This window comes from Thiosulfatihalobacter marinus (assembly GCF_016019955.1).
In the GTDB taxonomy this organism is placed as follows: Bacteria; Pseudomonadota; Alphaproteobacteria; order Rhodobacterales; family Rhodobacteraceae; genus Shimia; species Shimia marinus_A.
Map to the genome: position 1 here is coordinate 43,603 of NZ_JAECRZ010000001.1, position 21,032 is coordinate 64,634.

The 21,032-nt window shown below is 64.3% G+C and carries 17 protein-coding genes and 1 tRNA gene; 14 read left to right on the top strand and 4 right to left on the bottom strand.

Translation table 11 applies throughout. The annotated features are described in order from the left end of the window. Positions 1-3 precede the first annotated feature (3 nt). The 11 genes from I3253_RS00215 (at position 4) to I3253_RS00265 (ending at position 11,964) form a co-directional block, all read left to right on the top strand. Positions 4-1,122: a cobalamin-independent methionine synthase II family protein gene (locus I3253_RS00215; protein WP_197915613.1), complete on the top strand. Its 1,119-nt coding sequence runs from the start codon at positions 4-6 to the stop codon at positions 1,120-1,122. After that, positions 1,122-1,817, top strand: coding sequence for an alpha/beta fold hydrolase (locus I3253_RS00220; RefSeq protein WP_197915614.1), 696 nt, complete (start codon positions 1,122-1,124; stop codon positions 1,815-1,817). Before I3253_RS00215 ends, I3253_RS00220 begins: the two co-directional genes overlap by 1 nt. Next, positions 1,814-2,506 carry an RraA family protein gene (locus I3253_RS00225; RefSeq protein ID WP_197915615.1) on the top strand — a complete coding sequence of 231 codons (693 nt, stop codon included), beginning with the start codon at positions 1,814-1,816 and terminating at the stop codon, positions 2,504-2,506. Before I3253_RS00220 ends, I3253_RS00225 begins: the two co-directional genes overlap by 4 nt. A gap of 161 nt (positions 2,507-2,667) precedes the next feature. After that, positions 2,668-3,384 carry a GntR family transcriptional regulator gene (locus tag I3253_RS00230; protein ID WP_197915616.1) on the top strand — a complete coding sequence of 239 codons (717 nt, stop codon included), beginning with the start codon at positions 2,668-2,670 and terminating at the stop codon, positions 3,382-3,384. Continuing rightward, entirely contained in the window at positions 3,381-4,298 is a 918-nt protein-coding gene (locus I3253_RS00235; RefSeq protein ID WP_197915617.1) for a dihydrodipicolinate synthase family protein, read from the top strand. Before I3253_RS00230 ends, I3253_RS00235 begins: the two co-directional genes overlap by 4 nt. Before the next feature lie 3 nt (positions 4,299-4,301). Next, the gene (locus I3253_RS00240; RefSeq protein ID WP_197915618.1) at positions 4,302-5,798 is read left to right on the top strand and encodes an aldehyde dehydrogenase; all 1,497 of its coding nucleotides are present in this window, start codon (positions 4,302-4,304) and stop codon (positions 5,796-5,798) included. Beyond that, the gene (locus I3253_RS00245) at positions 5,795-7,135 is read left to right on the top strand and encodes an NAD(P)/FAD-dependent oxidoreductase (protein ID WP_232236906.1); all 1,341 of its coding nucleotides are present in this window, start codon (positions 5,795-5,797) and stop codon (positions 7,133-7,135) included. Before I3253_RS00240 ends, I3253_RS00245 begins: the two co-directional genes overlap by 4 nt. A 111-nt stretch (positions 7,136-7,246) precedes the next feature. Next, positions 7,247-8,371, top strand: coding sequence for an ABC transporter permease (locus I3253_RS00250; RefSeq protein WP_197915620.1), 1,125 nt, complete (start codon positions 7,247-7,249; stop codon positions 8,369-8,371). Then, on the top strand, positions 8,371-9,189 hold the full coding sequence (locus tag I3253_RS00255; RefSeq protein ID WP_232236905.1) for an ABC transporter ATP-binding protein: 819 nt from the start codon (positions 8,371-8,373) through the stop codon (positions 9,187-9,189). The genes I3253_RS00250 and I3253_RS00255 overlap by 1 nt, the downstream gene beginning before the upstream one ends. Before the next feature lie 4 nt (positions 9,190-9,193). Continuing rightward, positions 9,194-11,287, top strand: a complete 2,094-nt coding sequence (locus I3253_RS20395) for an MCE family protein (RefSeq protein WP_232236858.1) — start codon at positions 9,194-9,196, stop codon at positions 11,285-11,287. After that, positions 11,284-11,964: an ABC-type transport auxiliary lipoprotein family protein gene (locus tag I3253_RS00265; RefSeq protein WP_197915621.1), complete on the top strand. Its 681-nt coding sequence runs from the start codon at positions 11,284-11,286 to the stop codon at positions 11,962-11,964. Before I3253_RS20395 ends, I3253_RS00265 begins: the two co-directional genes overlap by 4 nt. A gap of 8 nt (positions 11,965-11,972) precedes the next feature. On the opposite strand, the gene I3253_RS00270 is transcribed toward I3253_RS00265, so the two are convergent. Genes I3253_RS00270 through I3253_RS00285 form a run of 4 tightly spaced genes read right to left on the bottom strand, consistent with a single transcriptional unit; the run spans position 11,973 to position 16,177 of the window. Continuing rightward, positions 11,973-13,322 carry an NAD(P)/FAD-dependent oxidoreductase gene (locus I3253_RS00270; RefSeq protein WP_197915622.1) on the bottom strand — a complete coding sequence of 450 codons (1,350 nt, stop codon included), beginning with the start codon at positions 13,320-13,322 and terminating at the stop codon, positions 11,973-11,975. After that, a complete protein-coding gene (locus tag I3253_RS00275; protein WP_197915623.1) occupies positions 13,322-14,134 on the bottom strand; it encodes an ABC transporter permease in 813 nt (270 codons plus the stop codon). Before I3253_RS00275 ends, I3253_RS00270 begins: the two co-directional genes overlap by 1 nt. After that, on the bottom strand, positions 14,131-15,027 hold the full coding sequence (locus I3253_RS00280; protein ID WP_197915624.1) for an ABC transporter permease subunit: 897 nt from the start codon (positions 15,025-15,027) through the stop codon (positions 14,131-14,133). The genes I3253_RS00275 and I3253_RS00280 overlap by 4 nt, the downstream gene beginning before the upstream one ends. A 10-nt stretch (positions 15,028-15,037) precedes the next feature. Further along, complete coding sequence (locus I3253_RS00285; protein WP_197915625.1) at positions 15,038-16,177, bottom strand: ABC transporter ATP-binding protein; 1,140 nt, start codon at positions 16,175-16,177, stop codon at positions 15,038-15,040. A gap of 564 nt (positions 16,178-16,741) precedes the next feature. Between I3253_RS00285 and I3253_RS00290 the strand changes: the two genes are divergently transcribed. From I3253_RS00290 to I3253_RS00300, 3 genes are all read left to right on the top strand, one after another. Then, positions 16,742-16,818: transfer RNA gene (locus I3253_RS00290), tRNA-Arg, on the top strand. Between the two features lie 127 nt (positions 16,819-16,945). Continuing rightward, complete coding sequence (gene glpD, locus I3253_RS00295; protein ID WP_197915626.1) at positions 16,946-18,547, top strand: glycerol-3-phosphate dehydrogenase; 1,602 nt, start codon at positions 16,946-16,948, stop codon at positions 18,545-18,547. Positions 18,548-18,693: 146 nt separating this feature from the next. After that, positions 18,694-20,910, top strand: a complete 2,217-nt coding sequence (locus tag I3253_RS00300; protein ID WP_197915627.1) for an NADP-dependent isocitrate dehydrogenase — start codon at positions 18,694-18,696, stop codon at positions 20,908-20,910. Positions 20,911-21,032 lie beyond the last annotated feature (122 nt).

Here is a 21,032-nt window from a genome sequence, read left to right on the forward strand (position 1 = left end):
CCGATGCGTATTCCGACAACCCATGTGGGCAGCCTGCCGCGCACGCAAGAAGTGGTGGATTTCATCTTTGCGCGCGAGCATGAAAAGCCGTTCGATCAGGCCGCGTTCGATGCCTGCATGACGGCGGCGGTGGATGAAACGGTCCGCCGGCAGGTGGCCGCCGGGGTGGATATCGTCAGCGATGGCGAAACCTCGAAAATATCCTATGCCACCTATGTGAAGGATCGCTACACCGGGTTTGCCGGAGACAGCGAGCGCAACGCGCCCGCCGATCTGAAGATGTTTCCGGGCTTCCTGCAACGGCTGGCCGACGATGGCGGCACACCGCAATATGCGCGCCCCAAATGCGTGGGCGCGGTGACATCGAAGGGGCAGGGCGAGCTGGAAAAGGATATCGCCAACCTCAAGGCCGCGATGGCGGCGCACGGGGTGGAGCGCGGGTTCATGAATGCCGCCAGTCCCGGAGTGATCTCCTTGTTTTTGCAGAACGATTTCTACAAGACGCGCGAGGCCTATCTTGCGGCGCTGGCCGATGCGATGAAGGCAGAATATGAAACCATCGTGGCGGCGGGGCTGGATTTGCAGCTGGATTGCCCGGACCTTGCGCTCAGCCGTCACATGCTGTTCACCGATCTCGGCGACGAGGAATTTGTCAAGGTGGCGGATATGCATGTGGCGGCGCTGAACCATGCGCTGCGGGACGTGCCGCAGGACAGGGTGCGCGTGCATATCTGCTGGGGCAATTACGAAGGCCCGCATTGCTGTGACATCGCCATGGACAAGGTGTTTTCGACGCTGATGGCAACCAAATCGCGTTATGTGCTGTTTGAAACGTCCAACCCGCGCCATGCCCATGAATGGACCACGTTCCGTGACCGCAAGGCGGAAATTCCCGACGACAAGGTGCTGGTCCCCGGTGTGGTGGACACGACGACCAATTTCGTCGAGCATCCCGAGTTGGTGCGTCAGCGGATCGGGCGGTTCGTGGATATCGTGGGGCGCGAGCGGGTGATTGCGGGAAGCGACTGTGGCTTTGGCACATTCGCCGGGTTCGGCGCGGTGGATCCGGAGATCGCCTATGCCAAGCTGGGCGCCCTGGCCGAGGGGGCGGGGCTGGTCTGATGACACCCCTTTTGCTGCTGCCGGGCATGATGTGCGACGCGCGCCTTTTCGGGCCGCAGATCGCGGCCTTTTCCGGGAAGGTGGCGATGATGTCGATGCCGATGGGGGCGCGTGACGACATGGGTGCGCTGGCGGCGGACGTTCTGGCCTGCGCGCCCGCCCGGTTTGCCATGGCCGGGCTGTCGATGGGCGGTATCCTGGCGATGGAAGTGCTGCGGCGGGCGCCGGAGCGCGTGGCGGGAATGGCGCTGATGGATACCAACCCGCTCGCCGAGACCGAGGCGGCGAAGGCGCGGCGCGGGCCGCAGATCGCGGCGGCGAAGGCGGGCGAGTTGCGCCGCGTGATGCGGGACGAGATGAAGCCGAACTACCTGGCGGACGGGCCGGACAGAGGGGCCATTCTGGAGTTGTGCATGGTCATGGCAACGGATCTTGGGCCGGATGTTTTTATCAACCAGTCAAAGGCTTTGCGAGACCGGCGCGACCAGTGCGACACGCTGCGCGGCTTTGACGGGCCGGCGCTGGTGCTGTGCGGGCGGCAAGATGTGCTGTGCCCGGTGGAACGGCATGAGTTGATACACGGGCTGTTGAATAACAGCCGGTTGGAAATCATCGAGGACGCGGGGCATTTGCCAACCTTGGAAGCCCCCGAACGGACAAATGCAGCGCTGGGGCGCTGGCTGGAGGACCTATGACACCATCATTGCTGGAGCTGTTGCGCAAGGTCGATACGCCGACCGTGTGCAACGCGATCGAAGTGGCCGAGGGCAAGCGCGGCTTCAACCGTTTCACGCGCGGCACCATGCTGTGTTCGGCGCCCGGGGAAGGGGCCATCGTGGGCTATGCGCGCACCGCCAGGATTGCCGCCGCCAATCCGCCGCAGGAGCCGCCCGAGGTGATCCGCGCGCGGCGCATGGCCTATTACAAGCATATGGCCGACGGGCCGTTGCCCTCGGTTGCCGTGGTGGAAGACGTGGATTATCCCCATGCCGTGGGTGCCTTTTGGGGCGAGATCAACACCAGCGTGCACAAGGGGTTTGGCATGGTCGGGGCGCTGACCAACGGGGTGATGCGCGATCTTGGCGACCTGCCCGAGGGGTTTCCGGTGGTTGCCGGATCGATCGGGCCGAGCCACGGTTTCGTGCATGTGCGCGAGGTTGGCACGCCGGTGACGATTTTCGGGATGGAGGTGACGGTGGGCGACCTGATCCACGCCGACCGGCACGGCGCGCTGGTGGTGCCGCAAGCGGTGATTGCAACGTTGGAAGGCGCGATCCGAAAATTGTTGGAGACCGAAGGGATCGTGCTGGAAGCGGCGCGGGACGGGTTCGATTTCGAACGGTTTTGCGAGGTTTGGGCGCAGTTCGAAGCGGCGCGCACCTGATCTGATCACAACAGGGACAGACACGGCCCGGGGGCGCGATCCGTCGGGGGGTTACGGGGGAACGAATTTGTTGTGTACAAAGTGTATTCAAATAAAGTACATGAGATATGCAATGGGGAAGCGGATGAGTCGCTTTGCGTTCACAGGCATGGGGAGCGATGATGAAAGATGAAGCCAGACAGCGGCGGCAACAGCTGTATGACCATCTGAAAATGTCGATCCTGACCCTGCGCCTGGCGCCGGGCAGCGATCTGGACGAGGCCGCGCTGAGCCAGGCGTTCGGTCTGTCGCGCACACCGCTGCGCGAGGTGTTCCGCGAGATGGCGGGCGCGGGTTATCTGGATCTGCGCGCCAATCGCGGCGCGCGGGTCAGCGAGATGGGCTATGCCACGCTGCGCGATTTCTTTCTGGCGGCACCGATGATCTATGGCGCGATCCTGCGGCTGGCGGCGCTGAATGCCACACCGGTGCAGATTGCCGCGCTGAAGGACGCACAGGCGGCGTTTCGGGCGACGTTGCGCACGGGTGGCGGCGCGGACCGGGCGCTGGCCAACAACCGGTTTCACGAGGTCACGGGCGAGATGGCGGGCAATGTCTATCTGTTGCCCAGCTTTCACCGGCTGTTGATTGATCACGCAAGGATCTCGATGACGTTCTACCGGCCCGGCGACGCGCGGATGGCCGAGAACGTGGCCGAGGCCAGCGCGCATCACGAGGCGATCATAGCCGCGATCGAGGCGCGCGACGCGGATGCGGCAGAGGCTTTGGCCGAGGCGCATTGGAACCTGTCGCGCGGCCATATCGAGATGTTCGTGATGCCGGACGGGCTGACCATGACATTGGGCGCGATGCCCGGAGCGGCGGAGGGGATGAGATGACACCGATATTCCGGTTCGAGGGCATATATACGCCGGTGGTGACACCCTATCACGCCGACGGGGCGGTGAACTGGGAGGCGCTGGCCGATGTGGTGGACTACCTTGTTGAAAACGGGGTGCACGGGCTGATCTCGGGCGGATCCACGGGCGAGAATTACGCCCAGACAGTTGCCGAACGGCTGGAGATTGCGCGGTTCACGAAAGACCGGCTGGGCACGCGGCTGCCATTTGTGATGGGCACCGGCGCGATGCTGACCGGCGACTCGATCGCGCTGGCCCTTGGCGGGCGCGAGATGGGGGCGGATGCGATCCTGCTGGCCAGCCCGCCCTATGCGGTGCCGACGGATCGGGAAAATGCGCTGAATGCGCTGGCCATCGACAAGGCGGCCAATCTGCCGGTGATGTTGTACAATTACCCCGGCCGGACCGGGACGATGATGGGCGAAGACTTTCTGGACCGGGTGGGGCGCAGCCGGAATTTCTGTGGCATCAAGGAAAGCTCGGGCGATATCAACCGGGTGCATCTGTTGGCGCGGGAATACCCGCATATCGCGCTGGGCTGTGGCATGGACGATCAGGCGCTGGAGTTCTTTGCCTGGGGCGCGCCGTTCTGGGTGTGCGGCGGATCAAATTTTCTGCCGCGCGAACATGTGGCGCTGTATGACGCCTGTCGGCGGGACGGCGATTTCGCCAGAGGGCGGCGGATCATGTCGGCGATGTTGCCGCTGATGCGGGTGCTGGAGCAGGGCGGAAAGTTCATCCAGACGATCAAATATGGCGTGACGCTGAACGGCATCCCGGCAGAGGCCGTGCGCGCGCCCCTGAAGGGGCTGAACAAGGACGACAAGCGGGTGCTGGAACAGGTGGTGGGGGTGCTGACCCGCACGGTTGCCGGCATACAGGCGGAGGGCTGAGACATGGCATTGCTGACACGGGACGAATATGGCGCGATTGCCGCCGGTCTGGATTTTCCGGGCGGGGCATTTATCGACGGGAGCTACCGGCCCGCGATTTCGGGGGCGGTGTTTGACACGGTGAACCCGGCCACTGGCGAGGTGCTGGCGCAGGTGGCGGCCTGTGGGGCGGACGACGTGGATTTCGCCGTGCAAAAGGCGCGGGCGGCGTTCGAGGACGGGCGCTGGGCGCGGCGCCCCCCGGCAGAGCGCAAGGCGGTGCTGATCCGGCTGGCCAGGCTGATCGCGCGCAACGCGCGCGACCTGGCGGTGATGGAGAGCCTGGACAGCGGCAAGACGATCTTTGACTGCGAAACCGTCGATCTGCCCGAAACCGTCAACTGTCTGACATGGCACGCCGAGGCGATTGACAAGATCTATGATCAGGTGTCGCCGCCTTCGGATGATCACATCGCGATGATCCTGCGCGAGCCGGTGGGGGTGGTGGGGTTGGTGCTGCCGTGGAATTTCCCCTTGCTGATGCTGGCCTGGAAGATCGCGCCCGCGCTGGCGGCGGGCTGTTCGGTGGTGGTGAAACCGGCCGAGGAAACCGCGCTCACGGCCTTGCGGGTGGCCGGGCTGGCCGCCGAGGCCGGGCTGCCTCGGGGGGTGTTGAACGTGGTGCCGGGGGGCGGGGCCGAGGTGGGCGAGCCGATCGGGCGGCACATGGATATCGACATGGTGTCGTTCACCGGGTCAACCGAAACCGGCAAGCGGTTCCTGACCTATGCCGGGGAGAGCAACGCCAAGGAGGTGGTGCTGGAAATGGGCGGCAAGAACCCGGCGGTGGTGCTGGAGGATGCCGACAATCTTGACCGTGTGGCGCAGCATGTGGTGAACGGGGCGTTCTGGAACATGGGCGAGAATTGTTCGGCCAGTTCGCGTCTGATCGTGCACAGGGCGGTCAGGGACGCGTTGCTGGCGCGGATCCAGGCCCATGTGCGGCACTGGAACACGGGCGACCCGCTGAACCCGGAAACGCGGTTGGGCGCGTTGGTCAGCAAGGCGCATTTCAACAAGGTTTCCGGGTATCTGAGCGGTGCGGGTGATGTTCTGATCGGAGGGCGGGCCAGGGATGGGTTTGTCGAGGCGACGGTGGTTGCGGTGCCGGACAGTTCCGACCGGCTGGCGCGTGAAGAGATTTTCGGGCCGGTGCTGAGCGTGATCGAGGTGGCCGGGTTTGACGAGGCCATCGCGCTGGCCAACGATACCGAATACGGGCTGTGTGCATCGATCTTCACGTCGGATGTCAAACGCGCCATTCGCGGCGCGCGGGCGCTTCGGGCGGGGACGGTGACGGTGAACTGTTTTGGTGAGGGCGATATCACGACGCCGTTTGGCGGCTATGGTCAATCGGGGTTCGGCGGGCGCGACAACGGATTGGCGGCGCATGATCAGTATACCCGGCTGAAGACCCTGTGGATCGATCTGGCCGATGATGCCGACGAGGCGGTGGACTGATGCAGAGAACGGCGCGCCGCCTTCCGGTTCAGCGGGGGGTGGCGGCGTGGAATGCCATTCTGGAGCCGCAGGGCGCGCCGCGCGTGCTGGAGGCGGACCGGACGGCGGATTTTGTGGTGGTGGGCGCGGGCTTTGCCGGGCTGAGCGCGGCGCGGCGGCTGACCGGGTTGCAGCCAGGCGCGCGGATCGCGGTGCTGGAGGCCGGGCGCGTGGCCGAGGGCGCGGCGGGGCGCAATTCGGGTTTCATGATCGATCTGCCGCATGATCTGACCAGCGCGGATTATGCCGGCGCGGGGGACGAACGGGCGCTGATTGCGCTGAACCGGCGGGCCCAGGAATTTGCCGCGGACGCCGCGCGGGCTTATGGTATTGCGCCCGAATACCTGGACCCGGCGGGCAAGGTGAATGGCGCGGCGGGTGCTGCGGCCATGGCCCATAACGAAAGCTATGCACGGCACCTGGAGGCGCTGGGCGAGCCTTGCGAAATGCTGGATGCGCGCCAGATGCGCGACTTGACGGGCAGCGGGTATTACCGCTCGGGGCTGTATACGCCGGGCACGGTAATGTTGCAGCCGGCCGGGTATGTGCGCGGGCTGGCGGCGGGACTGACACGCAGTGGCGTGGATGTCTACGAGGCCTCGCCGGTCACGGGATACCGCAGGGATGGCAGCGGCTGGCGGGTGCAGACGCCGCGCGGGGCGGTGTCGGCGGGGCGGGTGATCCTGGCGGTCAACGGGCATCTGGAGAGTTTCGGTTATGCCCGTGACCGGCTGATGCAGATCTTCCTGTTCGCGGTGATGACGCCGGAGCTTGGCCCGGAGGCGCTGGCGGCGTTGGGCGGGGCGCCGCGCTGGGGGATCACGCCGTCCGACCCGATGGGCACCACGGTGCGGCGGATCGACAGCGGGCAGGGCGGCAACCGGATCGTGACCCGCAGCTGCGCCGTTCTGCGCCCCGGAATGCGCCCCCGGGCAGGTGATCTGGCGCGGGCCGCGCGGGTGATGCAACGCAAGTTCGATGCGCGGTTCCCGCAACTGGCCGGAATGGCGATGGAACATGCCTGGGCCGGGCATCTGTGTCTGAGCCTGAACGGTGTGGCGGTCAATCGCGAGGTGGAGGAGGGAGTGTTCTCGGCCTGTGTGCAGAACGGGCTGGGCACGGCGCGCGGGACGTTGACGGGTATCGGCGCGGCGGAGCTGGCCTGTGGCGAGACCAGCGACATCACCCGTCATTTCAGTACCCAGCCGGACCCCAAACGCCTGCCGCCGCGCCCGTTGCGCGAGATCGGTGCCAATGCGGTGTTGCGGTGGCGCGAATGGCGGGCGCGGGGGGAATAGGCGCGGGTGGGGCGCCGGCCGTGCGGTTTGTCCGCGACGAAGGGCAGGATTCGCGCGCGATTTCCGAGGTTTTGATTGCAGTTGACGGGCGAATCCACCTTTGATTGGCCCATGTCTGCGCCAAGTCTCACATTGGAGGGGTCCGATTCGGGGGCCGTCCTGCATCTGGCCGGGCGGTTCCTGACGCGTTCGTTGGGAACCGTCGAGAAGCGCTTTGCCGACTTGTCGGGCGGGACGGGGCCATTGCGCATCGACATGAGCGAAGTGGATGTCGTGGATACCGGCGGCGCCTGGCTGATCTGCGATCTGATGGCACGGTTGCAGGCGGAGGGTGTCGCGGTGGAGCTTGTGGGCGTGAAGGACGCGCACCGGGCGCTGATTGATACGGTGCGCGACGCCATACCGGAAGAACATGGCGAGGAGGAGGCCGCGCGCGGCCTTGTGCCTTGGCTTGAGCGGCTGGGCAAGGGTGTGGTTGGGGCGGGGAAGGACACCGCCTCGATATTGAGTTTTCTGGGGCAGACTCTGGCGGCGCTGGCCAAGGGGCTGGTGCGGCCATGGACGTTGCGGGGGGCGTCTCTGGTCAGCCAGATGGATGACGCGGGATTCAAGGCGGTGCCGATCGTGGCGCTGATGGGATTTCTGATCGGTGTCGTGCTGGCGTTTCAGGGCGCGACACAGTTGCAGCAGTTCGGAGCGGAAGTGTTCGTTGTCGAGCTGATTTCGATCTCGGTTCTGCGCGAGTTGGGGATCCTGCTGACAGCTATTATCGTGGCGGGCCGGTCGGGTTCTGCGTTTACGGCCTCGGTCGGGTCGATGAAGGTGCAGGAAGAGATCGACGCGATGCGCACGCTTGGGCTGGACCCGATCGAGGTTCTGGTATTGCCGCGCGTGCTGGCGCTGTTGATCATGCTGCCGATCCTGGGGTTCATCGCCAACATGGCCGGGCTGTTTGGCGGTGCCCTGATGAGTTGGATCAATCTGGGTGTCAGCCCGGGCATGTTCATCACCCGGTTGCAGGAAAACACCGATTTCTGGCACCTGGCCGTGGGCATGATCAAGGCGCCGTTCTTTGCCGTGGTGATCGGGGTGATCGCCTGCTGGCAGGCTTTTCAGGTGCGCGGATCGTCCACCAGCGTGGGCCAGCGCACCACCGCTTCGGTGGTGCAGTCGATCTTTCTGGTGATCGCGATTGACGCGCTGTTTTCCATCTTTTTCGCGGAGATGGGGATATGATGGACGGTGTGATGCAACAGCAGGTGCAGGGCGCCGGCGAGACCCGTGAGGCGGTGATCACGGTGCGGGGGTTGCGCAACCAGTTCGGGGCGCAGGTGGTGCATGACAATCTGGATCTGGATGTGTGGCGCGGCGAGGTGCTGGGCATCGTGGGCGGGTCGGGCACCGGCAAGTCGGTGCTGTTGCGCACCATCGTGGGGCTGAACCGGCCCGCCGCCGGGAGCATCGACGTGCTGGGCGTGGATGTGCTGAACGCCAGCGACGCCGATCGCCAGACCGTGGAGCAACGCTGGGGGGTGGCGTTTCAGGACGGGGCGCTGTTTTCGGCGCTGACCGTGTTGCAGAACGTGATGGCGCCGATGCGCGAACATCTGAAGATGAGCCATGCGTTGATGCGGGCGCTGGGCGAGTTGAAGATCAGCCTTGTCGGCCTGCCGCCACTGGCCTGTGGCAAGTTCCCGTCAGAGCTTTCCGGCGGGATGCGCAAGCGTGCCGCGCTGGCGCGGGCGCTGGCGATGGACCCGGAGATCGTGTTTCTGGACGAACCCACTGCGGGACTCGACCCGATTGGCGCGGCAGCGTATGACGAACTGATCGGCGAGTTGCAACGCTCGCTGGGGTTGACGGTGTTCATGGTCACGCATGACCTGGACAGCCTGTATGCGATTTGCGACCGGATCGCCGTTCTGGCGGAAAAGAAGGTTCTGATCGAGGGGCCGATCGGGGAGATGACGAAGGTCGATCATCCCTGGGTCCAGGAATATTTCACCGGCCCGCGCGCACGTGCGGCGCAGGAAAAGGGTTTGGGACGCGGGTAGGATCATGGAGACACGGGCGAATTATATCCTGATCGGCGCCTTTACCCTGGCGGGCATTATCGGCGCGTTCGGGTTTCTGTTGTGGCTGGCCAAGATCGACGTGGACCGGCAATACGCCTATTACGATGTGTTGTTTGACAATGTCGCCGGGCTGAGCAGCGCCGGGGATGTGCGTTATAACGGCTTGCCGGTGGGGCAGGTGGTGGATCTGCGGCTGGACGCGGAGGATCCGGCCAAGGTGCGGGTTCGTCTGGAACTGGACGCGACCACGCCGGTGCACACCGACACGGTTGCGCAGTTGCAATCGCAAGGCGTGACCGGCGTCAGCTATGTGGCGCTGTCGGGTGGCTCGGCGGATGCGCCGCGCCTGCCGCGCGGGGGCGTGATCCAAAGCGAATCCAGCGCGCTGCAATCGATATTCGAGGGCGCGCCGCAGTTGCTGGAAAAGGCCATTGCGTTGCTGGAAGACGTGCGCGAGGTGTTGAATGATGACAACCGCATGGCGGTGTCGGACATGCTGAGCAATCTCAGCTCGGCATCGGGGCGGCTGGACAGTGCGCTGGCGGATTTCGAAACCCTGTCGGGCAACCTGGGTGAGGCGGCGCAGGCGATTGCCGGGTTCACCGACCGGCTGGAGACCCTTTCGGACACGGCGGAGGTGACGTTGCAGGAGGCGACGGAAACCTTGCAGGGCGTGCGCGGGGCGGTGGACAACGCGGGCGAAGCCTTTGCCACGGCGGACGGGCTGATGCAGGGCCAGCTCATGGATTTCATCGAACGTGGCGCCGAGGCGGCGCGTACGCTGGACAGTGTTGTCAAGACGCTCGAGCCATCGGTGGTGGCGGCGATGCAATCGGCGCAGGGGCTGATTGGCGAGCGTTTGCCCGAACTGGTGGCGCAGTTGCAGGACACGGCCGCGGTGGTCGAGGATCAGGTGGCGATAGTGGGTGAGGATGCGTCGCGGCTGATGGCGCGCTACGAGGACGTGGGCGCGGAGGTGCAGGCGCGGGTGGCGCAGGCCGAAAGCGCGATCTCGGCGCTTGAAGGCGCGTCGCTCAAGGCCGGTGAAACGCTGGAGTCGGTGCGCAGGACATCGGATGTGGCGGGCAGCGTTCTGGAAGAGGATATTCGGCCGCTGGCGGACGAGGCCACCGCGACGATGGCCACGGCGCGCGATCTGGCTGAGCAGCGTCTGCCGGGGCTGATCGACCAGACGCAAAGCACGCTGGCCACGGTGGAGACCGAAGCGCGCGCCCTGTCGGGCAGCGCGCAGGTGGCGCTGGCAGAGGCCACGGCGAGGTTGGGCGAGGCGCAGGCGACGCTGGCGGCGTTCCGGGAGTCGGTGGCGCAGGCCGAGGACATGCTGGCCTCGGTGACGGAGACCTCTGACATCATCGGCGCGCTGGTACGCGAAGACGGTGCGGCGCTGGTGGCGGATGCGCGGGTGGCGGCGCAAGAGGCGCGGGCGGCGATCGAAACGATCAATGTGGCGGTGCAGGACGATCTGCCCGGCATGATGGCGGATGTGCGGGACGCGGCGCAGACAGCGAACCGGGTGATCGACGAGGTTGGCGCACAGGTCGGCGGGGCGGCGGGCACGTTTGACAGGCTGGCCGATGAGAGCGGCGTGGCGCTGGCGGCGGCGACGGATGCGTTTGCCAATGCCAATGAAACGCTGGCCGCGATCAGCACGGCGATGGAATCGGCCGAGGGCACGCTGGGCGCCGCGGAACAGACATTCACCTCGGTCAATGCGATTATCGACGAGGATATTGACGGTATGGTGGTGGACATTCGCCGGGCCGTGGACGCCTTTACCACCACTGTCACCGGCGTGTCGGATGACTTTGACAGGGTGGCGGACGAGGTGCTGGCGGCCTCGGAATCGGCGGCCGATCTGATGGCGACGGTGGACGGGATCGTGCAGGCCAACCGTTTGCAGGTCAGCGAGTTCATGCGGATCGGTCTGCCACAGTTTGTGCGGTTCATCGAGGAATCGCGGCTGTTGGTCGGAAATCTTGAACGGCTGGCCAAACGGGTCGAACGCGATCCGGCCCGCTTCCTGCTTGGTACACAAAATTCGGAGTTCCGCCGATGACACGGGTTTCCCTTTTCCTTGCCCTTCTCGCGATGTCCGGCCTGAGCGCCTGTGCCGGGATCGGCACGCTGAGCCGGGCGGCGACGCCGTCCGATCTGTATGCGCTGACACCCAAGAGCACGTTTTCATCATCCCTTCCGCGCCTGAATCAGCAGATCGTGGTAGAGGAGCCAACCGCCACCTCGGCGGTGGATACCGACCAGGTGGCGGTGATGCCCAACCCGTTGCAGGTGCAGTACCTGCCCAATGTGCGCTGGGTGGATCGTGCGCCGCTGATTGTGCAGACGCTGTTGGTGGAGAGCTTTGAAAACAGCGGCAAGGTGGCCGCCGTGGGGCGGTCAGGCGTGGGGCTGCGGGCGGATTATGTCATCGTGTCGGATCTGCGCGAGTTTCAGGCAGAGGTGCCCGAAGGGGCGGGCGAAGACAGTTTGCTGGATGTTCGGGTTCGGCTGAACATCAAGATCCTGGATGCCTTCAACGAACAGATCATTGCCTCGAGCGGATTTGCCAAGACCCGCAAGGCCGAAAGCGACGAGATGATCGACATTGCCGGGGCGTTCGATTCGGCGCTGGGCGCGGCGATGCGGGACGCGGTGGAGTGGAGCATCCGCAAGATCAACGACCACGCCAGCGCCAATCCCAGGCCGGACCTGTATTCGCGCCGCGCCGGGAGGTAGCGCGGAATTCAGATCTGGTCCTGTATTTCGTACCAGCCATAGACCAGCGGCAGGATCAGGCGGCGCCATGATCCCAGTTCGAACCGGCGCAGCGGGGCTGACATGAGGCCGGGTGTTGGGGGGCCGGTGCCGGTGATCCGGGCTGCCAGAAGCCGGCCGGCATAGCTTCCCATTGCCACGCCATTGCCGTGATAGCAGAGCGCCGCCCAGGTGTTGTCCATCCCCGGCACCTGCCCGGCAAAGGGCGTGAGGTTGCGCGCCAGTGCCACCAGGCCGGACCAGAAATGCGCCGTGTCCACGCCGCGCCAGGCGGGGAACATACGGTCGAAATCGCGCCGCGCCCGTTTGCGGGTTGCGGCAAAGCCGGCCGGGGTGGCGCGGTAATCGGCGCGCAGGCCAAATAGCATCCGGTTGTCCGGCAACAGGCGGAAATAATGCAGCAGGTGGCGGGTGTCATAGCTCATCTGGCGGCTGGTCCAGCCCTGCGCGGTCAGTTCGTGCCCGGACAGGGGGCGGGTGACGAGGATCGAGCTTTGCACCGGCAGCACCCGTCCGCCCAGCCAGCGCGGCAGGTCTTCGGCGCCATAGCCGTTGGTGGCCAGGATCAGGTTGGTCGCGCGGATGGTGCCGGTGGGCGTGTGCAGCAGGTGGGCGCCTGTCGCGTCGCGTCTCAGCGCGGCGACGGGGCTGTTGCCATGCAGGCGGGCCCCGGCGGCGCGCGCGGCGTCGGTCAGACCGGCGATGTATTTCATCGGATTCAGGGCAAAGCCGATGGGGACGGTGAGCGCGCCGTGAAACTCGGGGCTGTTCAGGCCGTGTTCGGGCAGGGCCTCGCGCGGCAGGACCGTGGGGGCGATGCCATAATGGCGCTGGTAATAGGCGGCCCCGTCCTGCAACGCCGCAATGCGTGAGGCGCGGTGCGCCAACAGGGTTTCGCCCCGCGAATGGGTGTCGGCCTCGATGCCATGATCGGCAAGCAGGGCGGCGACGTGATCGACGGCGGCGCGTTCGGCGTCAAGGTATTCGCGGGCCGCCCCGGCACCGTGGCGCTTGGCCAGCCCGTCAAAATCGAGCTTGGCGCCGCCAAGGCAGCAGAACCCGCCATTGCGCCCGGATGCGCCCCAGCCGGGCTGGTTCGCGTCCAGCACCACGACATCCTGTCCGGCCCGCGCCAGCGCCAGCGCGGCATTCAGCCCGGTGAATCCGGCGCCGATGACCGCTGTTTCACAGTGTTGTGCCCCGTCGATCGGCGGGCAGGCGGGCGGGGTGGCCGTGGTGCGCCAGAAATTGTCGGCGATGGGGGCAGGGCCATAGGCCATCGGCTCGTACAGGTGCCGCCCGGGCAGCGTGTCGGGCATCAGCCGGCTGCCATCTGTTCTTCGGCCTGCCGGCGTTTGACCGCGCGCTTGGTGACAAGCGACGCCGAGATCGTGCCGACCGCGACAATCAGGATCAGGATGGTCGAAAGCGCGTTGATTTCCGGGCTGACGCCGAGACGCACGGACGAGAAGATCTTGATCGGCAGCGTGGTAGAGGACGGTCCGGCCACGAAGGAGGCGATCACCAGATCGTCCAGCGACAGGGTCAGCGCCAGCAACCAGCCCGACACCACTGCGGGCGCGATGATCGGCAGGGTAACGAGGCGGAAGGCTTCGAACGCGGAACTGCCCAGATCAAGCGCGGCCTCTTCCAGAGACTTGTCAAAGCTGACAAGGCGCGAGCTGACCACCACGGACACGTAGCACATGGAGAAGGTGGCGTGGGCCAGAACGATGGTGAACATGCCGCGATCCAGCCCGATCGAGATGAACAGAAGCAGCAGCGAAAGGCCGGTGATGACTTCGGGCATCACCAGTGGCGCGTAGATCATGCCGGAAAACAGCGTGCGCCCGAAGAAGCGCCCGCCGCGCACCAGCACATAGGCCGCCATGGTGCCCAGCACGGTGGCGATGGTGGAGGAGGCAACGCCCACCTTGAGCGTGACCAGCGCGGCATCCAGAAAGGCCTGGTTTTGCAGCAGTTCGCCATACCATTTGGTCGAGAAACCGGCCCAGACGGTGACAAGACGGCTTTCGTTGAAGCTGAAGATGATCAGGATCACCATCGGCAGGTAGAGAAAGGCAAATCCCAGTGCAAGCGAGGTGGTGTTGAACCATGTCAGGCGTCTCATTGTTCCGCCTCCATCATCTTTTGCTGATTGCGCTGATACATCACGATCGGGACGATCAGGATCAGGAGCAGCACCACCGCCACCGCGCTGGCCACAGGCCAGTCGCGATTGGCGAAGAATTCCTCGTAAAGCACCTTGCCGATCATCAATGTGCGCGACCCACCCAGAAGCGAGGGGATCACGAATTCTCCCAAGGCCGGGATGAAGACCAGAAAACAGCCCGCGATAATGCCCGGACGGGCCAGGGGCATGGTGATCAGCCAGAAGGCCGAGGTGCGCGAACAGCCCAGATCGACGGCGGCCTCGTTGAGCGAGGTGTCGAGCTTTTCCAGCGTGGCATAGATCGGCAGGATCATGAATGGGCAATAGGTGTAGACAATGCCGATATAGACCGCCCAGTTGGTATTGAGGATGATCAGCGGTTCCGAGATGAGGCCGATGCCCATCAGGAACTGGTTGAGAAAGCCCTCCTGGGAGAGAATGCCCATCCACGAATAGACCCGGATCAGGAAGCTGGTCCAGAAGGGCAGGATCACCAGCATCATCAGCGTGGGGCGCCATTCATCGGGCGCGTTGGCCATGCCATAGGCGATGGGAAAGCTGACCAGCAGGGTAAGCGCGGTGGCAATGGACGCGATTTTCAGGCTGGAGAGATAGGCCTTCCAGTACAGATCGTCGTCGGTCAGGAACACGTAGTTTTCGAAATCCAGCTCGGACAGAAACGTCTTGAACCCGGCCCAGCCCGTGGCGAGATCAAGCGTGGGAGTGTAGGGCGGAATCGAGATCGCGTAATCGGACAGAGAGATCTTGAACACGATGCCGAAGGGCACAAGGAACAGCAGGAACAGCCAGAGATACGGGACCGAGATCAGCGAGAAGCGGCGTAAATTCATGGATGCGCCCTCATTTGTCCAGCACGATGCCGGCGGTTTCGGTCCAGCTGAGCCAGACATCGTCTTCCCAGGTCAGTTCCCGGCGCGACAGGCGGCGGTTGTTGGCGGTCTGGGCCTTGACGCGGGTGCCGTTGGCCAGCAGCACGCTGTAGACCGAAAGGCTGCCCAGATAGGCGATGTCTTCGATCCTGCCCTGTATGACGTTGGTGCGGTCGCTCGGGCGGTCCTTGGAAATGGAGACTTTCTCGGGGCGGATGGCAAAGGTGCAGCGCGCCTGCGTCTCGGGGGCGTGCGGGCATTCGGCCACCAGCGGCGGCTGGCCCTCGGCCCAGTGCAGAAGGGTCTTGCCGTCGCCGCGCGGGCTGGCGTTGCCCTCGATCAGGTTCACGTCGCCGATGAAATCGGCCACGTAGACGGAATTTGGGGTTTCATAGATGCGGTCGGGTGTGTCGACCTGGATCAGACGGCCGTCATCCATCACCGCGATGCGGGAGGCGACGGTCATCGCCTCTTCCTGATCATGGGTGACGATCACGAAGGTGGTGCCGGTTTTTTCCTGGATGTCCATCAGTTCGAACTGCGTGTCCTGGCGCAGTTTCTTGTCAAGCGCGCCCAGCGGTTCGTCAAGCAACAGCAGCTTGGGCGCCTTGGCCAGCGAGCGGGCCAGCGCGACGCGCTGGCGCTGGCCACCGGAAATCTGGTGCGGCTTGCGGCGGGCGAATTTGTCCAGCCGGACCAGCTTGATCATCTCTTCGACTCGCGCGGCGACCTGCTCTTTGGGCAGTCTGTCACGGCGCAGGCCGAAGGCGATATTGTCCCAGACGGACAGATGCGGGAACAGCGCGTAGCTTTGGAACATCATGTTCACCGCGCGTTTGTTGGGAGGCACGCCCGCCATGTCCTGCCCATCGATGGTGATGGTGCCCGATGTCGGGGTTTCGAACCCGCCCAGCATCCGCATCAGCGTGGTCTTGCCACAGCCCGAGGGGCCAAGCAGGGCAAAGAATTCGCGCCGGTAGATATCAAGGCTGATCGAATCGATGGCGGTGAAATCGCCGAACCGCTTGGTGACGTTCGAAAACGCGATCAGCGGTGTTTCGTCCGGGTCGTGCCAGGGCGCGAAAACGGTTTTCTCGGCCGATTGGTTCATCGGGATCCCTCCTTGGTCATTGGCATCCGGGGTCTGTCGCCCGGTTGGCGCGCGGCCTGTGGTGATATTGCGCGCATGGGCCGGGGCGATGCAAAGGCGAAGTTGACCCCGCGGTCACCAGAACCTGAATCGCCCCAACTATGGGCGATATCGCAGGCTGAGGAGGCAAAGGGCATACGCGGCTCCGGCGTGTCGTTGGATGATGATCGCCATATTTGATCAAAAAATTGATTCGATGCAATGCGAAGCCGGGCGCTTTTGTCGATATACTGACCGGAATACGGCCCGGAGCAACCACAGCCTGCGGTGGTTCGCAACGAAAAATCACGCCGGGTAATGTCGGAAATGGCAAGAAAAGCAGAGCCGGGAGGGGCTTGAGACGAGAATGCGGGCGTTTCCGGGAACGTGCCAAAGCGGTGTCGATTTTTTTGATCAAAAAAGCAGCGGATGGGCCGATGACCGACGTTTGGCACGATCCACGCCTGGCGGTCGACACGGAACCCGCCGCCACTTGCGGGAAGGTCTTTTCCCCTGTCCGGATTTGCGCTAGGGACAATCGCAAGCGGTCCCTTAGCTCAACTGGATAGAGCAGCTGACTTCTAATCAGCAGGTTGAGGGTTCGAGTCCTTCAGGGATCGCCACTTTCAAGAGAGTCTTTTGAATACACAACGATCCGCGATCCGGTCTTTGGCTCATTGGCGCGGGTTCGGGTTGAAATCCGGTTCGGTTGCGCGTTGATGGTATCCGTTGACCTTCGGAAGTGTTCGCATGGATTCGCAAGACAAGAGACCGGTAGACCTGTTCGTGATCGGCGGCGGAATCAATGGTTGCGGCATCGCGCGGGATGCGGCGGGGCGGGGGCTGGTGGTGGAACTGGCGGAAATGGGCGATCTGGCCTCGGCCACGTCTTCGGCCTCGACCAAGCTGTTCCATGGCGGATTGCGGTATCTGGAGTATTTCGAACTCCGGCTGGTGCGCGAGGCCCTGAGCGAGCGGGAAACCCTGTTGTCGGCAATGCCGCATATCAGCTGGCCGATGCGTTTCGTGCTGCCCTATAACCGCGAGATGCGGTTTGATGCGGACACGTCGGCGTCCAGGCTGTTGAGCTTTTTCCTGCCCTGGATGGAGGGACGGCGACCGGTCTGGATGATCCGGCTGGGGCTGTTTCTGTATGACCATCTGGGTGGGCGCAGGATCCTGCCGGGAACCCGGCGCGTGGACCTGAAGGCCGATCCGGTGGGTGCGGCGCTGAAGGACCGGTTCGAAAAGGCGTTTGAATATTCCGATTGCTGGGTCGAGGACAGCCGCCTTGTGGTGCTGAACGCGCGCGACGCGGCGGCGCGCGGGGCACGGATCCGGACGCGGTGCAAGGTGGTGGCGGCGGAGTGCCGTGACGGGCTGTGGCATGTGACCTGCGAGGATGTCGAGAGCGGCGCGCGATCGGTCACGCTGGCGCGCGCGCTGGTGAATGCGGCCGGGCCCTGGGTGGCGCAGGTGATCGGCGGCGTGATGCAGCGGGACAGTCAGGAAAGTGTGCGGCTGGTACGAGGCAGCCATATCGTGACAGGGCGGCTGTTTGATCACGACAAGTGCTACTTCTTTCAGGGCCGGGATGGGCGGATCATTTTTGCGATACCTTACGAGCAGGATTTCACGCTGATCGGGACAACGGATCAGCCCCATTCCGGGCCGGACACACGCCCGGAATGCACCGACGAGGAGGCGCAGTATCTGTGCGATTTCGCGTCGGAATATTTCGAACGTCCCGTGACGATGGCCGACATTGTATGGCGCTATTCCGGGGTGCGGCCGCTTTTCGATGACGGGGAAAGCTCGGCCACGGCGGCGACGCGCGATTATGTGCTAAAGCTGGAACATCCCGGTGCGCCGCTGCTGAATGTGTTCGGCGGCAAGATCACGACCTATCGACGGCTGGCCGAGGCGGCGCTGGGCAAGCTGGGACCGGCATTGGGTATGCAAAAGGCGGGCTGGACGGCGGGCGTGCCGCTGCCCGGCGGGGATTTTGCGGTGGATGGCGTGGCGGCGCAGATCGAGGGTTTGCAAGGCGCGTATCCGTTTCTGGACAGTGCCTGGGCGGCGCGGCTGGTGCGGGCCTATGGCACCGAGGCAAGCGACATGTTGGGCGATGCGCATTCGGTTGACGATCTGGGAACGGATTTTGGCGCGACCCTGTATGCGCGCGAAGTGACATGGCTGATGACACGGGAATTTGCGTGCAGGGCGGATGATGTGTTGTGGCGGCGCGGCAAGCTGGGGCTGCGGGTGAACGCGGATCAGGCGGCGGCGCTGGATCGCTGGATGACCGGGGCGCGTCAAAATGCTCGGGCGGGGGCGATTGCGAAGAATTGATATTTGACGCGACCCGATCTATAGGGGGCGTGACCCGTGCCCGGCCATCGTGGCGCGCGACGATGAAATTGACGGAACCCGGCCCCGGCCGCCCCAAATCTCTAGTCGAGACACTATCCCGACGCTGAAAAAAAGGTTGTGAGAAAATGGCAGACCATAAATCCGCAGACATATTGTATACCATTGTAGACGAAGCGCCCGAACTGGCCTCGGCCTCGTTCCTGCCGATCATCCGCAAGTTCGTTTCGGCGGCTGGAATCACGGTGGGCACACCGGATATTTCGCTGGCCGGGCGCATCATCGCGACCTTTCCGGAAAACCTGACCGAGGCGCAGCGCCAGTCCGACGATCTGGCCGCGCTGGGAGAACTGGTGAAGACGCCGACCGCGAATGTGATCAAGCTGCCCAATATCTCGGCTTCGGTACCACAGCTGACCGCCGCCGTGGCGGAGTTGCAGGCGCAGGGCTATGACATTCCGAACTATCCCGAAGACCCGCAGACCGACGCGGACAAGGCGATCCGCGCGCGATTCGATGCGATCAAGGGATCTGCCGTGAACCCGGTTCTGCGCGAAGGCAATTCGGACCGTCGTGCGGCCAGGGCCGTAAAGAACTATGCCCGGAACAACCCGCATTCGATGGGCACATGGTCAGGCGACAGCAAGACCAGGGTGTCGTCCATGCCGGACAATGATTTCTATGCCAACGAAGTGTCGGCCACCATCACCGGGGCGCAGGCCGGGGATGCGAAGATCGAGTTTGTCGGCAAGGATGGCAGCGTGAGCGTGCTGAAGGACAACTGGCCGCTGGACGCTGGCACGGTGGCGGATGCGACCTTTATGAGCGCCAGGGCGCTGGGCGGGTTCCTGGCCGAGGCCATCGAGGATACCCGGAAAGACGGCACCATGTTCTCGCTTCACATGAAGGCGACCATGATGAAAGTGTCGGACCCGATCATCTTTGGCCACGCGGTCAAGGCGTGGCTGGGGCCGGTCTGGGCGCAGCATGGCGAGGCGATCGTGGCCGCCGGCGGGGCACCGAATTCGGGGCTGGGCGCGGTTCTGGCCGCCATTGACACCCTGGATAATGCAGAAGAGATCAAGGCCGGGATCGCCGCGCTGGAACGCCCGTCCATGTATATGGTGGACAGCGACAAGGGCATCACCAACCTGCATGTGCCCAGCGATGTGATCATCGATGCCTCGATGCCGGCGGTGATCCGCGCGGGCGGCAAGGGTTGGGACGAAACCGGCGCCAAGGGCGACACGAATTGCGTGATCCCCGACCGTTGCTATTCGACCGTCTATGACGAGACCATCAACTTCTTCAAGGCCAACGGCGCGCTGGACGTGACCACCGCCGGGTCGGTGGCCAATGTCGGACTGATGGCGCAGAAGGCCGAGGAATACGGCAGCCACCCCACCACGTTCGAAGCGCCTGCCGATGGCACCATCCGCGTGGTTCTGGCCAATGGCGAAACGCTGCATTCGCATGACGTGGAAGCCGGAGACATCTGGCGCGCCTGCACAGTGAAGCAGGCCCCGATCGAGAACTGGATCGAGCTGGCGATGGACCGTCAGCGACTGACCGGGTCCGAGGCGATTTTCTGGCTGGACGAAAACCGTGCCCATGACGCGGAACTGATCCAGTACGTGAAGCCCGCATTGGAAGCCGCTGGTGTGGCGGACAAGTTTCTGATCATGGCCCCGCGCGAGGCAACCCGCCAGTCGCTGGAAACCATCACGGCGGGCAAGGACAGCATCGCGATCACCGGCAATGTGCTGCGCGACTACCTGACCGATCTGTTCCCGATTCTGGAGCTTGGGACCTCGGCCAAGATGCTGTCGATCGTGAAGCTGATGAAGGGCGGCGGGCTGTTTGAAACCGGCGCGGGCGGTTCGGCCCCCAAACACGTGCAGCAGCTGGTGGAACAAAACCACCTGCGCTGGGATTCGATGGGGGAATTCTGTGCCCTTGGGGAATCGCTGAATTTTCTGGCCGACAGCCGGGGTAACGCCAAGGCCGGAGTGCTGGGCCGGGCTGCCGAAGCGGCCACGCAAGGGATCCTGGACAATAACCGGTCGCCCAGCCGCAAGGTGGGGGAACCGGACAACCGCGACAGCCATTACTGGTTCGCGCGCTACTGGGCCGAGGCGCTGGCGGCACAGACGGATGATGCCGGTCTGGCGGCCGAATTTGCGCCGGTTGCCAAGGCGCTGGCAGATGGCGAAGCCGCGATCCTTGCCGAGTTGGCGGCGGTACAGGGGCCGGCCGTGGATATTGGCGGGTATTATCTCCCGTCAGTGGAAGAGAAGGCCAGGGTGATGCGCCCCAGCGCGACGCTGAACGCGATCATCGACTAAGATTGCCACGTGACAGCAGATCAGGGGCGCGCCTTGCCGGGCGCGCCCTTTTTCGTGGCTGGCGGCATGGGGGCGCCGGGTTTGGCCCTATCGCGGGTTGGCGATCTCTGGCAGGCTGCTGA

What these genes read in the sequence shown, in the direction of transcription:
- I3253_RS00215 (WP_197915613.1), top strand. Translation starts at nt 4, where the DNA reads ATGCGTATTCCGACAACCCATGTGGGCAGCCTGCCGCGCACGCAAGAA.
- I3253_RS00220 (WP_197915614.1), top strand. Translation starts at nt 1,122, where the DNA reads ATGACACCCCTTTTGCTGCTGCCGGGCATGATGTGCGACGCGCGCCTT.
- I3253_RS00225 (WP_197915615.1), top strand. Translation starts at nt 1,814, where the DNA reads ATGACACCATCATTGCTGGAGCTGTTGCGCAAGGTCGATACGCCGACC.
- I3253_RS00230 (WP_197915616.1), top strand. Translation starts at nt 2,668, where the DNA reads ATGAAAGATGAAGCCAGACAGCGGCGGCAACAGCTGTATGACCATCTG.
- I3253_RS00235 (WP_197915617.1), top strand. Translation starts at nt 3,381, where the DNA reads ATGACACCGATATTCCGGTTCGAGGGCATATATACGCCGGTGGTGACA.
- I3253_RS00240 (WP_197915618.1), top strand. Translation starts at nt 4,302, where the DNA reads ATGGCATTGCTGACACGGGACGAATATGGCGCGATTGCCGCCGGTCTG.
- I3253_RS00250 (WP_197915620.1), top strand. Translation starts at nt 7,247, where the DNA reads ATGTCTGCGCCAAGTCTCACATTGGAGGGGTCCGATTCGGGGGCCGTC.
- I3253_RS00255 (WP_232236905.1), top strand. Translation starts at nt 8,371, where the DNA reads ATGGACGGTGTGATGCAACAGCAGGTGCAGGGCGCCGGCGAGACCCGT.
- I3253_RS20395 (WP_232236858.1), top strand. Translation starts at nt 9,194, where the DNA reads ATGGAGACACGGGCGAATTATATCCTGATCGGCGCCTTTACCCTGGCG.
- I3253_RS00265 (WP_197915621.1), top strand. Translation starts at nt 11,284, where the DNA reads ATGACACGGGTTTCCCTTTTCCTTGCCCTTCTCGCGATGTCCGGCCTG.
- I3253_RS00270 (WP_197915622.1), bottom strand. Translation starts at nt 13,322, where the DNA reads ATGCCCGACACGCTGCCCGGGCGGCACCTGTACGAGCCGATGGCCTAT.
- I3253_RS00275 (WP_197915623.1), bottom strand. Translation starts at nt 14,134, where the DNA reads ATGAGACGCCTGACATGGTTCAACACCACCTCGCTTGCACTGGGATTT.
- I3253_RS00280 (WP_197915624.1), bottom strand. Translation starts at nt 15,027, where the DNA reads ATGAATTTACGCCGCTTCTCGCTGATCTCGGTCCCGTATCTCTGGCTG.
- I3253_RS00285 (WP_197915625.1), bottom strand. Translation starts at nt 16,177, where the DNA reads ATGAACCAATCGGCCGAGAAAACCGTTTTCGCGCCCTGGCACGACCCG.
- glpD (WP_197915626.1), top strand. Translation starts at nt 16,946, where the DNA reads ATGGATTCGCAAGACAAGAGACCGGTAGACCTGTTCGTGATCGGCGGC.
- I3253_RS00300 (WP_197915627.1), top strand. Translation starts at nt 18,694, where the DNA reads ATGGCAGACCATAAATCCGCAGACATATTGTATACCATTGTAGACGAA.